Source organism: uncultured Corynebacterium sp. (genome assembly GCF_902489365.1).
Classification (GTDB): Bacteria; Actinomycetota; Actinomycetes; order Mycobacteriales; family Mycobacteriaceae; genus Corynebacterium.
Map to the genome: position 1 here is coordinate 1 of NZ_CABTZR010000060.1, position 13,904 is coordinate 13,904.

The 13,904-nt window shown below is 58.5% G+C and carries 16 protein-coding genes and 1 tRNA gene; 12 read left to right on the forward strand and 5 right to left on the reverse strand.

The window, feature by feature from the left end:
- From RDN59_RS09045 to RDN59_RS09070, 6 genes are all read left to right on the forward strand, one after another.
- Positions 1–629, forward strand: a 629-nt coding sequence (locus tag RDN59_RS09045; RefSeq protein ID WP_308607551.1) for a hypothetical protein, incomplete at its 5' end; no start/stop codon positions are given.
- A 143-nt stretch (positions 630–772) separates the two neighbouring features.
- Entirely contained in the window at positions 773–2,050 is a 1,278-nt protein-coding gene (gene eno, locus RDN59_RS09050) for a phosphopyruvate hydratase (RefSeq protein WP_308607552.1), read from the forward strand.
- A gap of 180 nt (positions 2,051–2,230) precedes the next feature.
- A complete protein-coding gene (locus RDN59_RS09055; protein WP_308607553.1) occupies positions 2,231–2,764 on the forward strand; it encodes a septum formation initiator family protein in 534 nt (177 codons plus the stop codon).
- Between the two features lie 34 nt (positions 2,765–2,798).
- Complete coding sequence (locus tag RDN59_RS09060; RefSeq protein ID WP_308607554.1) at positions 2,799–3,347, forward strand: DUF501 domain-containing protein; 549 nt, start codon at positions 2,799–2,801, stop codon at positions 3,345–3,347.
- A gap of 16 nt (positions 3,348–3,363) precedes the next feature.
- Positions 3,364–4,317 (forward strand): Ppx/GppA phosphatase family protein, encoded by a 954-nt coding sequence (locus RDN59_RS09065; RefSeq protein WP_308607555.1) that lies wholly within the window; start codon positions 3,364–3,366, stop codon positions 4,315–4,317.
- Positions 4,318–4,413: 96 nt separating this feature from the next.
- Positions 4,414–4,490, forward strand: a tRNA-Leu gene (locus RDN59_RS09070).
- Positions 4,491–4,677: 187 nt separating this feature from the next.
- Here the strand turns inward: RDN59_RS09070 and RDN59_RS09075 are convergent.
- Positions 4,678–5,085 carry a hypothetical protein gene (locus RDN59_RS09075; protein WP_308607556.1) on the reverse strand — a complete coding sequence of 136 codons (408 nt, stop codon included), beginning with the start codon at positions 5,083–5,085 and terminating at the stop codon, positions 4,678–4,680.
- Positions 5,086–5,575: 490 nt separating this feature from the next.
- On the opposite strand from RDN59_RS09075, the gene RDN59_RS09080 reads away from it, so the two are divergent.
- The 3 genes from RDN59_RS09080 (at position 5,576) to RDN59_RS09090 (ending at position 9,788) form a co-directional block, all read left to right on the forward strand.
- Positions 5,576–6,376, forward strand: coding sequence for a Bax inhibitor-1/YccA family protein (locus RDN59_RS09080; RefSeq protein ID WP_049155517.1), 801 nt, complete (start codon positions 5,576–5,578; stop codon positions 6,374–6,376).
- 853 nt (positions 6,377–7,229) lie between these two features.
- Positions 7,230–7,898, forward strand: a complete 669-nt coding sequence (locus RDN59_RS09085) for a DUF3558 family protein (protein ID WP_308607557.1) — start codon at positions 7,230–7,232, stop codon at positions 7,896–7,898.
- A gap of 345 nt (positions 7,899–8,243) precedes the next feature.
- Positions 8,244–9,788, forward strand: a complete 1,545-nt coding sequence (locus tag RDN59_RS09090) for a hypothetical protein (RefSeq protein WP_308607558.1) — start codon at positions 8,244–8,246, stop codon at positions 9,786–9,788.
- Positions 9,789–9,882: 94 nt separating this feature from the next.
- Here RDN59_RS09090 and RDN59_RS09095 read toward each other — a convergent pair whose 3' ends face one another.
- The 3 genes from RDN59_RS09095 to RDN59_RS09105 form a co-directional block, all read right to left on the reverse strand.
- Positions 9,883–10,125 carry a hypothetical protein gene (locus tag RDN59_RS09095; protein WP_308607559.1) on the reverse strand — a complete coding sequence of 81 codons (243 nt, stop codon included), beginning with the start codon at positions 10,123–10,125 and terminating at the stop codon, positions 9,883–9,885.
- 48 nt (positions 10,126–10,173) lie between these two features.
- The gene (greA, locus tag RDN59_RS09100) at positions 10,174–10,695 is read right to left on the reverse strand and encodes a transcription elongation factor GreA (RefSeq protein ID WP_308607560.1); all 522 of its coding nucleotides are present in this window, start codon (positions 10,693–10,695) and stop codon (positions 10,174–10,176) included.
- Positions 10,696–10,812: 117 nt separating this feature from the next.
- Positions 10,813–11,304, reverse strand: a complete 492-nt coding sequence (locus RDN59_RS09105; RefSeq protein ID WP_308607561.1) for a DUF4307 domain-containing protein — start codon at positions 11,302–11,304, stop codon at positions 10,813–10,815.
- Positions 11,305–11,396: 92 nt separating this feature from the next.
- Between RDN59_RS09105 and mca the strand changes: the two genes are divergently transcribed.
- Genes mca through RDN59_RS09120 form a run of 3 tightly spaced genes read left to right on the forward strand, consistent with a single transcriptional unit; the run spans position 11,397 to position 13,376 of the window.
- A complete protein-coding gene (gene mca / locus RDN59_RS09110; protein WP_308607562.1) occupies positions 11,397–12,287 on the forward strand; it encodes a mycothiol conjugate amidase Mca in 891 nt (296 codons plus the stop codon).
- 3 nt (positions 12,288–12,290) lie between these two features.
- On the forward strand, positions 12,291–12,584 hold the full coding sequence (locus tag RDN59_RS09115) for a hypothetical protein (protein WP_308607563.1): 294 nt from the start codon (positions 12,291–12,293) through the stop codon (positions 12,582–12,584).
- Positions 12,585–12,605: 21 nt separating this feature from the next.
- Positions 12,606–13,376 carry an isoprenyl transferase gene (locus RDN59_RS09120; protein WP_046648332.1) on the forward strand — a complete coding sequence of 257 codons (771 nt, stop codon included), beginning with the start codon at positions 12,606–12,608 and terminating at the stop codon, positions 13,374–13,376.
- A 14-nt stretch (positions 13,377–13,390) separates the two neighbouring features.
- Here RDN59_RS09120 and coaA read toward each other — a convergent pair.
- Positions 13,391–13,904: type I pantothenate kinase (coaA, locus tag RDN59_RS09125; RefSeq protein WP_308607564.1), on the reverse strand; the 514-nt coding region annotated here is incomplete at its 5' end.

The following is a 13,904-nucleotide window of genomic DNA, read 5'->3' on the forward strand; positions in this document are numbered from 1 at the left end:
CAGAGGTGCCCAATATTGACGTCGAAGCGCCAGGGCGCACCGCGGACAAGTTGACGTGGTGGTCTGATCAGCTTGCCGACGCCACCAGCATCCCCGCCCAAGCTTTGCGGGCCTATGGCAACGCCGAATTGATCGCGCGGGAGTCGTGGCCGAACTGTAATCTGCGCTGGAATACCCTTGCTGGGATTGGCTGGGTGGAAACCCGTCACGGGACCTATAGCGGCAATATCTTCCACCGTTCTTCACTCGATGAGAACGGACACCCCGAGCCGCCTATCGTGGGCATCCCTCTCGACGGTACGAACAACACCACTCACGTACCGGACAGCGATGGCGGTGTGTTTGATGACGATACTGAGTTTGATCGGGCGGTGGGCCCCATGCAATTCATCCCGTCTTCGTGGGGGCATTTTGGTCGTGACGCCAACGGTGATGGCGTAGCCGATCCAAATCAAATCGATGATGCCGCGCTGGGTGCTGCCGCCTTGTTGTGTTTCGGAGATAGAGACCTTTCGACGCCGGAAGGTTGGCGCTCAGCCATCCTTAATTACAACCAATCCGAGGACTACCTGCGCAAAGTGGCTGCTGCGGCGAATTCCTATGCCATCGAACAGCCTGCGACGTCCTAGCGCCTTCCTAGATCTTTATCACGTTGTCCGTTTCCGCCCGACACGTTCCGAAGTTTTCTGGAACAATTGGCTGCAGGTGGTTTGGGAGCCCCTCCCAGAACACGTACCCAAGATCAATTTGGCTCTATAGGAGTGAAAGCAGCATGGCTGACATCATCCACGTAATGGCACGCGAAATTCTTGATTCCCGCGGCAACCCCACCGTTGAGGCTGAAGTATTCCTCGACGATGGAGCACGCGGTGTCGCCGGCGTTCCGTCTGGCGCTTCCACCGGTGTTCACGAGGCTCACGAGTTGCGTGACGGTGGTGACCGCTACTTGGGCAAGGGTGTTCTCAAGGCAGTTGAGAACGTCAACGAAGAGATCGCTGATGAGCTTGCCGGCTTCGAGGCTGATGACCAGCGCCTGATCGACCAGGCCCTCATCAAGCTGGACGGCACTGATAACAAGTCCCGCCTCGGCGCCAACGCCATCCTGGGCGTCTCCATTGCCGCTGCCAAGGCTGCTGCCGAGTCTGCTGGCCTTCCGCTCTACCGCTACGTCGGTGGCCCGAACGCTCACGTCCTGCCCGTTCCGATGATGAACATTCTCAACGGTGGCTCCCACGCTGACTCCGGCGTGGATGTCCAGGAGTTCATGATTGCTCCGATCGGCGCGGAGTCCTTCTCCGAGGCGCTGCGTCAGGGCGCCGAGGTCTACCACGCCCTCAAGAACGTCATCAAGGACAAGGGCCTGTCCACCGGTCTGGGCGACGAGGGCGGCTTCGCTCCGTCCGTCGAGTCCACCAAGGCTGCACTCGACCTCATTGTTGACGCAATCAAGAAGGCCGGTCTGAAGCCGGGCGAGGACATCGCCTTGGCTCTCGACGTGGCTTCCTCCGAGTTCTTTAAGGATGGCAAGTACCACTTCGAGGGCGGCGAGCACACCGCTGAGGAGATGGCCAAGGTCTACGAAGACCTCGTTGCCAACTACCCGATCGTCTCCATCGAGGATCCGCTGCAGGAAGATGACTGGGAGGGCTACACCAAGCTCACCGAAGCTCTCGGCGAGAAGGTTCAGATTGTGGGCGATGACTTCTTCGTTACCAACCCGGCCCGCCTCCAGGAGGGTATCGATAAGAAGGCAGCCAACGCACTGCTGGTGAAGGTCAACCAGATCGGTACCCTGACCGAGACTTTCGACGCCGTCGAGCTGGCTCACCGCAACGGCTACCGCACCATGATGTCCCACCGTTCTGGCGAGACCGAGGACACCACCATTGCTGACCTCGCGGTTGCCCTCAACTGCGGCCAGATCAAGACCGGTGCCCCGGCACGTTCTGAGCGCGTGGCCAAGTACAACCAGCTGCTGCGCATCGAGCAGGAGCTGAGCGACGCAGCCGTCTACGCCGGCCGCACCGCATTCCCGCGCTTCCAGGGCTAGTTTCTAGGAGTGGCAGAGTATCTGCCACTCGCTGAGATAGCGACTTAGCACGAGGTGTCACAGGAAACTGTGGCACTTTTTTCGTTGGGTGGCCTCCATAACGCTGTGACGCATGTTATTTCTGAGACACGACGCGCGCCGCGCACTACCTGGGCTGTAGCGGGATACAATGACGTTCCGATGGCACGCAATACTTCTTCCCGCACGAAGCGCCGGAACACCGTTCCGGTCCAAACGCGTGCCCGCGACGCGCAGCGCACCAAGCCGAAGAAGAATCCGTCCCAGCCTAAGGGACTCGACATTCTGGGAGTGGGCGTCATTATCGCCGTCGTGCTCATAGTCCTCTTATCCATTGCCGTTCCGCTGCGCAATTACTATCATGGCCAGTCGGAGATAGCGCGCCTGGAAAGCTCTATTGCCGCCAAGCAGGAGCAGAAGGAAAACCTCCTCACCGAGATTGATAAGTATCGATCCGAGGAATACGTCAAACAAGAAGCACGTCGTCGCTTCGGTGTGATGGATGAAGGAGAAACCGCGTTCCGCATCATGGATCCGCGGATGGACTCAGGCGATACGGTGACCTCGGAACGCCGTGAGGACGTCGACGAGCGCGCGTGGTACACGGTATTGTGGGATTCGGTGTCACAGGACGCTGAGAACCCATCGGAAGCGGAGAACCCGCCGGAAGACTTAGTCGAAGCTCCTGCTGAATAGGACGCACCCGCGCCTCCGTGTCACAATGGTTCCTATGACCGTGACCGATGCTGATCTTGAAGTCGTCCGCGAACAATTGGGCCGCACTCCGCGCGGCGTCGTGGACATTGCTTACCGCACCCCCGACGGAGCTCCTGCCGTGATTAAGACGGCGCCTAAGCTTCCCGACGGCACTCCGTTTCCTACCCTCTATTACCTCACTGATCCGCGCCTGACCGCCGAGGCATCGCGCCTTGAAGTTGCCCACGTCATGAAATGGATGGAGCAGCGTCTCGCCGCGGATGAGGACTTGCAGAAGGACTACCAGGCAGCGCACGAGCACTACCTGGAAACCCGCAATGCCATGGAGGACTTGGGCACTGAATTTTCCGGTGGCGGCATGCCTGAGCGCGTCAAGTGCCTCCACGTGCTTATTGCTTATGCCTTGGCAGAAGGCCCTGGTCGGGTGCGCTTTGGTACCGAGGCCGTCGCGATGGCTGCAGAACACGGTAAACTCCGAGGAAGCGCCATCCCGGAGGATTGGCCCACTGTGGGGGATCTGGGCATTGATATGACCCGGTTTGATTTTTCTAACGCCGGTTAAGAGAAAGGCTAGCCTTATGACTCGCGTCGCTGCTGTCGACTGCGGAACCAATTCCATCCGCCTGCTCATCAGTGAGATCCAAGAGGATGGCAAGATTCGGGATATCTCCCGCACGATGGAGATCGTCCGCCTCGGACAAGGCGTCGACGCCACCGGTGAATTCGAGCCAGAAGCACTCGCACGGACTCGCGTGGCCCTCGAAGAATACGTCAAGCAGATGAAATTTGAGAAGGTTGAGCGCGTGCGCATGGTGGCAACCTCAGCCACGCGTGATGCTAAGAACCACCGCGAATTCTTCGACATGACCGAGGAGCTTCTCGGTGAGGTCCAGCCGGGTGCCCGCGCGGAGATCATTTCCGGCGAGGAGGAAGCACTGCTGTCCTTCACCGGCGCGGTGGGGGACCTGCGCTCTGAGAAGGGGCCCTACTGCGTCATTGACTTGGGAGGCGGCTCGACGGAGTTCGTCGTTGGCACCATCGACGGCGAGATCCTTGGTTCCCACTCTGCTCAGATGGGTTGCGTGCGGCTCACTGAGCGCATGATGCGCAACGATCCACCTACCGAGGCGGAAATCGAGATTGCTGCTGACTACGTCGCTGAGCGCATGGCTGAAGTGGAAAAGATCGTGCCCATCGACAAGGCTCAGACCTTTGTTGGCTGCGCCGGTACCTTCACGACGCTCTCGGCTCTGGCCCAGGGCATGGAACGCTACGACGCTGACTCCATCCACGGATCCGAGCTGCGCTTCGACGCCCTGCGGGTGCTCACCCGACAGATGATCGGTTTGTCCTCGGACGTGAGGGCCCTCAACCCCGTCATCCACCCGGGCCGCGCCGATGTCATCGGCGGCGGCTGCGTGGCCGTCGAGGGCATCATGACGATGATTGAGCGCAACAGTGATGCCCGTTCCTTCTTCATCAGTGAGAAGGACATCCTCGATGGCATCATTAGCGGCCTCGTCGCGAACTAAGCCGGCACCGTCCCGCGGACCGGCACAGTTCTGCGGATGCCGACCCTATTTTCGGCATGTGTCCACCCGTGCCCTAAGATAAGTGGGCACGGTTTGGCCCCCATAGCCCAATCGGCAGAGGCAGTCGACTTAAAATCGATTCAGTCTGGGTTCGAGTCCCAGTGGGGGCACCATGACCAGCGGAAACGTTGGTAAAGATGGCCACTTTGGTGTGAAAGTGTCCAAAAAGTGTCCAAAAAATCGCTAGTCATCACAGTTTCGCTGGAACTGTGTCTCTGGCTCACGAGCCCCTAGCGGTACCGCCCCTGCATTGGGGCCGTGCTTCCAGTGTCGGGATCGGTTGTTGTGATGCGGGTTTGTCTACTGGTAGATAGAGCCGTTTGGGTCGGCAGCTCGGACTATATCTTCTACTGCGGAGCACAGGTCTGGGTCATCAATGTATCCGTCTTGGCAGCCGTGGTAAGTCTGAATTTCGCCCGAGGTTGGGTTACGGGCGCCATTATCTGCAGTGCCGTATCCACATGTTGCCGATGGGCCGACGCATTCCTCGGTTTCTTCTAGTCCGGCCTGGCGCTCATTTTCGAGGTACTGCTCGCCGCCTCGGGTGTCGAAACACCATTGGGAGTAGGAGACTGTGCCATCTGACCAGCGGGCAGGGCCGGGGGTCCCTTCGAGGCATTCCACGACGGTGGGTTCCGCGGGTACTTGTTCTGCTGCCGCAGGAGCGTCGGATGCGGGAAGTTCTGGGTCAGGTTGTACCTCTTCCACGTGGGACTCTGGGGCCGTGGACTTGGATGCATCTGCGGGGGAGGTACTGGTGGGGCTTGTGCTTGGTGGCGCCTCGTCGGGCCCAGTTTCGTTGCTGCTAGTACTCGTTGGGCTTGGTTCAGGTGTTGGGGCGGTGCTGCAACCGCCGAGGGCAAAAACAATAGCAGCAACCGCAAGGCAAAGTTTCTTCATACTGCTTGTCGCCTTCCATTGAAGTGATAGTGAGTGAAGAGAACCCTAACCGCTGCGCAGCGTGCTTGGACGAGGAGCGGGGAGAGGACCTCACAATCCTTAGCCAAGGACACAGTGTGCTACCGCGGTGCAGCGGTGCTTCCCGACGTTTCGTTGACACGTGTGGACAATTTTGCGAATTTTGGGATTTTTGGGAACTTCCTAGCAATGGGGCACGTTGATCCCAGTGAAATGACAAACACGGCACCCCTCCGGGGCTGCTTTTTAGAGAAAGACTGTGAAAGGAATCGGGATTCGCGTGCGTTCTAGTAACCCCGTGATGAGTTCCCTCTCGTCCAACCAAAGTCAGACCCAGGGTAATCCCTACGGGCAGAGCGACAATCCATTCAGCCAAGAAAACCGCAGCGCTGATCGTCCGCTGACGGTTGATGATGTCGTGACCAAGACTGGTATCACCTTGGGCGTCATTATCGTTATGGCCGTGCTCAACTTCGCTATTGGTGAGTTGATCAACCCGGGCATCTCAATGATTCTTACCTTGGTTGGTGCGCTGGGCGGTTTCGTTACTGTTCTGGTCTCAACGTTTGGCAAGAAGTTCGGATCTGCTGCGGCGACGTTGATCTACGCAGTGTTTGAAGGGCTTTTCGTGGGCGGATTCTCGCTCATGTTCGCTGGCGTATCCTTCGGCAACTCCGACGGTATGGCGCTTATCGGCCAGGCCATCATGGGCACCGTTGGTGTGTTTATCGGCATGTTGATGGTCTACAAGACCGGTGCAGTCAAGGTCACTCCGAAGTTCAACAAGATCATGTTCGGCCTCATCGCCGGCGTGGCTGTGATGGCGCTGGGCAACTTGCTGGGAGCTATCTTCTTCGGCTTTAACCCGCTGCGTGATGGTGGCATGCTTGCCATCATCTTCTCCTTGGTCTGTATCGTTCTGGCCTCCCTGTCCTTCATGACGGACTTTGATCAGGCTGACCGCCTCATCCGCCAGGGCGCTCCGGCTCAGTATGCTTGGGGCATCGCTCTCGGCTTGGCTGTGACCCTGGTCTGGCTCTACACCGAGATTCTCCGTCTGCTGAGCTACTTCAGGGACTAGCCTCGGCACCGCCTTTAAGAACCGGCGGCCGGCACCACAATGACATGTGGGTGCTGGCCGCCGGTTTTCTATGTCCGGTTCGCTTGCAACTACAACCCCATGGGGAAGCAAGGCACTCAGTTCAGCACGATAGGTGGCGATGTCCCAGGCATGAGAAATATGCCGCCCCCATAGTTAGTACAAGTGTGCCAGGAGTCTTGCGATTATTTGTGCGCCTCATATGGCAATTTCTCACCACACCAGCCGGGGCGCGAAGAGGAAAGAAACACGCGTTGCAAAAAGTGCAAATCGGCGAGAAGATGCCGTTGTCTTGGGAGAAAAGCTCGATCAACCAAGTCGAAAGAGCGGATGAAGAATCCCGTCCACGTTCGTCCGAAGTGACCTTCGACAGCGGTACGGAGTGCGACTTGGAATCACTTTCTACGACTGGTTGCCGCCCGCCTCTGTGGAAGTAGTGCAAGGTCATAGGTGGTTTTGTGAGCGGCTGTGTGGATGAAGCTGGTTCTTACTTCCGAAACGCGTGATGGGGTCGTGCCTGCGGAGTGAAAAACGACGAACGAATGTTGACAGTGTTGTAATTAGGGGGCACCTGCATGGTCATAATCGGCAGTGCAGACATAAGAGTCTCACGCCGTGCACTCACAATTCTTACAGGCGACGACCAGCACCTATTTATGAACCTTTTATCAGTCGCATCTAATACATCACTATTTGTAACCCATTGAAAATGGGCTATGTGGAGTTGGCGCGACATATTGCGCATTCTCGTGCATTCTGGTCGCAGAAGCCGCTCGCTGAGCTTGGCTCTGGTGAGTGGCTTCTGTTAGTCAGAAAAGTTGGTTGAAGGGAAACCATGAAGCGAATCGGGGGCCTTGCGTTGGTGGCGGTTTGTATAGGGGTGCTTTCAAACTGCGCAGCTCCGCTGGGCCTTAGTGCTCGTGACAATGGTAATAACTCGGGGGACTTTAGCAACTTTTCTGGCGAAATGTCCGGCGGTGGCTCAGTGGACTCGGGGGTCGCTGAAGCCACCGCCACGAAGGTGCGAGAGTCTCAAGCATCAAGCAGTGAGTCTCGTGCGGGCGGTGGGGTACTGCCGCCACTTGGTGAATTTGATCGTACGGTGCCAGGTTTTCAGTTGTTTGATCCTTGCCGGGAAGTACCTAATTGGGCGTTGGAGCGAGCCGGGATCTTTCGGATAGAAGGAAAAGAATTTCGAGAGAGTGACACTGTCTTTTGCTCTTTCATTCATCAATCTGGGGAGAAAGAGGGGGTAGTTACTATTGCGAGTAGTGACACGGGGACTGCGCAGGTAGAAGAAGCTCAGGGGAGGGCTGTGATTTATAGGGGGAAGTACATTCCGGTTATTGCGTTTGAAGATCCATATTCGGGGCAGTCTATGTGTTCGGTAAATCTTTCGACTGAGCGCGGACTTATCACCGCTACTTATAGTCTTCTCACTGGTTCTCCGGATCAAATAGAGCAGTGTGAAAAAGCGGAAGAAATACTTGTAAAAATTATGTAGATAAAGGGGCAGTAAATGCTTATCGATAAACAAAATATGCGGCTAGAGGTCCACAACGTCGATCGGCTTTCCAGGAGACTCGATGCTTTAAGCGGAAAAGCGACATCTCCACTCGATGGAGGATTTTCTCCAGTTACGGGTTTAAGCGAAGTCGGCGCAATCCACCAACGCGTTCTGGCAACGGATCCGGGGTCGGCGCGTAATTCCTTGGAGGGGTTTAGAGGACAGGTTTCTTGGCTTGGGGAGGCACTCCAGACCGAGCTCGCCGGCTTCGAATCACAGGATGAGCTCAACAGCAGAGGGCTGGATGTCGCAGACGCCGGTGGCGGGGGTGCGGCGGAGGCGATGCCGATAGTGTCGCAACCAGATCCGGGATACAGCCCATTTGGTTTTACAGTTCCCATCGTTGACACCGGTGCATCACTCATGGGCCTGGCATCCAACTTGTTCAGCACCCGTTTCTGGGATGTCTCGGAAGCGAATGCACGGTGGGGAGCCTTGAGCGGAGAAGTGGCCGATATCGTTGCGGGTCTGGAGAACTCGGCAGCGTCGTTGGAGGCAGAGAATGATAGCGAAGCCACCACGCGAGCGGCCCAGAAGATTCGTGAAGTTGCGCAGGCAGGCACACACTTCATTGCCAACGCGGACGTGATGCAACAAAAGCTGTTCGGCTTCCAAGCGCAGCTGATGAATGTGCAGCCAGAGGCCATCGCGCTGGCTTTCGAGGTGGCAGCGATTCCAGATCCCGTGGCGCGCGAGGCCGCAGAACAGGCAGCATTGGGATATATGCAGGGCGTGCTTCAACAGCAGGTTATCGCCGCCATGCCCTATCAACACGCGCTCATGGATGCGGCGCCGCCCAGCGGTGGTGGGGATGTCAGTACCCAATTTGGGGCGGTTGCAGGTGATGGATCCCGCTACACCACGGAAGGTGTTGCTTGGCCGCAGCAGATTGCTGAGGCGATGGAAAGCGGCGCCGTCGGCCCAGGTTCCTTTGGCGTCGCAGACGGTGAAATCCAGGGGCTTGAAGGCCTTGGAATGGATGCTGGTGACATCGCGAAGTTTCATAGCGCATTACATGACCGTGGGCGCACGATCCTCAGCGAGTTGGGTTTCGGAGATTCGCTGGCCCCCGTCAGCGCAACGGAAGTGAACACGTCGGCCGCGAGCGCAGGCGTAGGTACGCTGAGCCCTTCTCATGCTGGTATTCCGGGGACGTCGGGAGCCCATGTTGGCGCGCCAAATATTGGCGCTGGTCTGAGTGGGCTAGGAGGCCTGGGCAGCGGAGCCGGTGGGCAGGGACTTGGTGCCGTTGGGCTTGCGAATGCGCGCAGCAATGCGCTGCCTGGGGGTGGCGCTGGACTCAGCGGCCGAGGGCTGGGCCGGTTGCCGGAGATGTCGGCAAACCCGACGACCGCCGCGGCGGGGCTGGGCGGCTTCGGTACTGCGCCCGGTGGACCGCAGACGGGTACGCATCCGGTTATCGGTGGCCTACCCGGGGCCGTAGCGGGGACTGGACTGCAGAGGGACGGAAGGGCGTCGCTAAGCGGAGGCAGTATGGCCGGAGGCGGAGTGATCGGCGGCGCTGGTGGTGTTGGCGGCGTCGGCGTCGGCAGCGCCGGTGGTGTCGGTAATGCTGGCGGTACAAACAGTGTCGTAGGTGCCGCTGGGGGAGCGGGCGCCGCGAAGGCTGGCGGCGGACAAACCCGCGGCGCGGGGATGCGGATGATGCCCATGATGGGCGGCGCAGCTCGCGGCGGTGAAAGCGAAAAGAGGATCAAATCCGTCACAACGCAGGTTGAGCGCGATCCGAACCGCCGAGATCTCCTCGGTGAAGCGCCCGCGGTGCTGCCCGGGGTCATCGGCGAGTGGGCCCGGGAAGAAAACTAGGGGACTGGGGTGAGGGATTTTCTCATAACCTCATAACGCTGAAAGCGGCGCCCGAATATCGGGACGCCGCTTTCGCTTTAAGCTGACGGTGAGTCTACTGCTGAACCGGAGCAGTGGTGTACTCGGCCGGAGCAACCTCGGTCTCAGCCGTGGCTTCGGTCTCAGCCGTTGCTGCGGTGGACTCGGATGCATCAGCTCCCGGGGCCTCACCGGTGAAGGTGGCGCCAGTGTCGACCTTCTCAGTGGAATCCTGCTCGCTCGGAGGGTGGCAAGCGGCAAGGGTGAGACCAGCGGAGAAAACCAAACCAGCGGCAGCGAAACGAGTGAACTTCTTCATGTGATAAAACTCTTTCTCAGAAAAACGATGACCTAAGAGCAGTATAAATTAGGACTTGCGCGGAGTTGCGGCCTTTGCGGAATCATACGGTGCTGCAGAGACCACGGTCACCGCCAAGGTCTTGCCGTTCGGCGCGGTGTACTCGCGGGTTTCGCCTTCAGCAGCACCCAGGAGGGCAGCACCCAGCGGGGACTGCTCGGAGTAGGTCTCCAGATCCTTGTTATCGGAGGCCGCAGCGCGGGTACCGATAAGGAAGGTCTCGCGGTCTTCCTTGTCACCGTTGTAGTAGACGTGGACGACGGAACCAATGTGGGCAACGCCTTCTTGGACGGCGGTGCGCTCGGTGGTGGAGTTAGCCAGAACCTCGGAGATCTGCTTGATGCGGGCCTCTTCCTGGTCCTGCATTTCGCGGGCGGCGTCGTAACCCGCGTTCTCCTTCAGGTCACCTTCCTCGCGGCGCTCGTTAATCTCTGCGGCGACGACCGGGCGGTGGTCGATGAGGGCCTGCAGCTCGGCCTCGAGCTTGGCCTTGGTTTCCGGGGTGATGTACTGCTTCTGCTGCTCAGCCATAGTGCAACCTTCCGTTGACGGTTCCTGATGAACGGTTTTATTTCTTAAAGACTGGGCCTAAAAGCGCAGGTGGCGCGGCCCATTCAGAACGCTCAACATACTAGCATAGCTGGGCTTTTACCCGGCGTTTGCCTCACCCGCAGAATCCATGGTGCTGATATCAAGGTAGGAGGGGATATTTCCGGAGCAGCCGTAGACGCCACCGGCGACAGCCGGGTGATTGGTAGGGATGTCCACGGCGACGCGCTGGGCGGCCTCGCCGCCTGCCGGCACGGCAATTTCGCGGCGGCCCACCTCTGCCTTGGAATAGTCAAAAGCCTGGACAATGCAATAGGCAGGCTCCTCCACGCGGTTGCGAGTGATGTCTACCCACACGCGGGCGGTATCGTCGGAAAGAATCTCGTGGGTGACGTAAGAGATGTCTGCGTTAACTCTCTGTTGACTGCGCACATACTGCACCCCAAAGACCATGGCCGCCACCAGCATGGCCAGCAAAACCAGGACTAAGGCCCGAGCGGTCCATGGTTTTCCGGTGGGAGCAGAGGAGGAAGAGGAACCGTAGCGAGATCGTGAGCGTACGGAGCGAGAAGCAGGTTGGGCGTCAGACATGAGTCTGATTCTATCCAACGGTCGCTACGAAGTTACTATCCACTAGACTGGGCCTCTGTTTAAAGAAGCGATGTAGGGAGATGTATCACCCAGTGAGTACACAGCGCCTTTTGGCTATCCACGCGCACCCTGACGATGAATCCTCGAAGGGTGCTGCGACGACCGCAAAGTATGCTGCGGAAGGGGCGGAGGTCCTCGTCGTGACCTGCACCGGCGGTGAGCGGGGGGACATCATCAACCCAGCCATGGACCGCCCCGGCGTCCTCGAGAACATGGGTAGTATTCGTCGTGAAGAAATGGCGAGGGCCGCCGCCTCCTTGGGAGTACAGCACCGGTGGCTCGGACACGTGGACTCGGGCCTTCCGGGTAATCCGTTGGCGCCCAATATCAAGGACCTGCTGCCTGAGGGCTGCTTTGCTCTCAAAGAAGATGATGATGTGGCCCAAGAGCTCGTGGAGATCATTCGGGAGTTCCGCCCCCAGGTCATCATTACGTATGACGAAAACGGCGGCTATCCGCACCCGGACCATCTCATGGTCCACCGTGCTTCTATGTTGGCCTGGGAAAAGGCGGGCGATGCCGCGTACCACCCAGAATTGGGCGAGCCGTGGGAGCCGCAGAAGCTCTACTACACGCACGGTTTCGTGTACCAGAGGATGAAGATCTTTCACGACCTTCTAGTAGAAGAGGGAAAGATTAGCCCCTATGAGCCGATGCTGGCGCGCTGGGACACCGCTTTTGGTGACATCATGGCGCGCGTGACCACGCAGGTAGAGTGCGCGGATTACTTCCAAAACCGGGAGGACGCCCTGCGCGCGCACGCCACCCAAATCGATCCGGCTGGTGCTTTCCTCGCTACGCCCGTGGCCGTGCAGCAGGAGCATTGGCCAACGGAGGAGTTCGAGTTGGCCAAAACCCGTGTGTCGACCTCGCTGCCGGAGGACGACCTATTTGCGGGAATCCCGGAAGTAGGGGAATCTTAAAGTATGAACGCTTTGTACTTCGCGGCGCATGACGTCGCCCTGCTCGCCCAAGGGAACCAAAGCGGGCCGGTGGGACCGGAGTTCGGTAAGGCCTCGCCCATTGGTTTGCTAATCCTCGTTCTCATGGGAGTGGCCGTCCTTTTCGCAGGCTGGAACTTTCACCGCCGCTATTCGCGCTTCCGCCGCCGCACCATGTTCGCGCAGGATCATGGCATCGATCCTTTTGATGATGAGGCGGTCGATGCGGCAATGAAGGAAGCCGGCATCCTCGATAACAGTAAGAAGTCCATCTTTTAACGCAGAGGATGTTTCCCCACCGTGAAGTTCCTAAGCCAGCTCCTATACCCCCTGTATGAGGCGCGCCTGACGCGTGAGATTAAAAACAAACCGCAACCACGCCATGTGGCAATCATGGCAGATGGCAATCGCCGCTGGGCGCGCGAGGCGGGTTTTACGGATATCAGCCACGGTCACCGGCAAGGCGCGCGGAAGATTAGTGAGATGATTTCGTGGTGCCAGGGCACCGACATTGAAGTCGTCACTATCTACTTGCTGTCGACGGAAAACTTGAAGCGCAGCGAGCAGGAAGTGCAGTTGCTTTTCGACATTATTTCGGATGTCGTCACGCACCTCTCCCAGGGGGACTTGGATTGTCAGATCCGCCTCGTCGGGCACCTAGATCTGCTCCCCGAACAGGTCACAGCCAAGATGCAGAGTGCGGCTGAGGCTACCGAGGATCACCAAGGTGTCATCGTCAATATCGCGGTGGGCTACGGCGGGCGCCAAGAAATTGTGGATGCCGTGCAGAACCTGATCCGCAGCGAAGCACGCAAGGGACTGAGTGCTGAGGAGATCGCGGAGAACGTCACTGCGGAGGCCATCACGGGCAACCTCTACACCAAAGGTTTGCCGGACCCCGACCTCGTCATCCGCACCTCCGGTGAGCAGCGGCTGTCCGGGTTCCTTCTGTGGCAGGCAGCCTATTCCGAGATTTGGTTCACGGATACCTACTGGCCAGCATTTCGCCGGGTGGATTTCCTGCGTGCCTTGCGCGACTATTCTCAGCGCTCGCGCCGCTTTGGGCGCTAGCCGGGATACGCTGCCTAGAGCTTGCGCATCCTGACCTGTTCCACCAAATGGTGTGAGCCTTTGCGTAGAACCAGGGAAGCTCGCACCCGAGTGGGCAAAATATTCTCAATGAGGTTGGGCAGGTTGATGGACTGCCAGATTTCGCGTGCCTGCGCGTAGGCTTCCTCATCCGTCATGTCCGCGAAGGAAGCGAAGTGCGCGCCCGGCTCGCGGAAGGCAGTGTGCCGGAGCTTGAGGAAGCGGTCGATGTACCACTTCTCAATGTCGTCCACGCGGGCATCGACGTAGACAGAGAAGTCAAAGAGATCCGAAACCATGAGGGTCGGCCCGGTCTGCAGGACGTTGAGGCCTTCCAGGATGAGGATGTCCGGTTGCCGGACCTCTTGTAATTCATCGGGGACGATGTCATAGGACACGTGCGAGTACAACGGTGCGGTAACCAGCGGTTTGCCGGATTTAACGTCGGTAACAAAACGCATGAGCGCGCGGCGGTCATAAGACTCCGGATAGCCCTTGCGCTGCATCAAC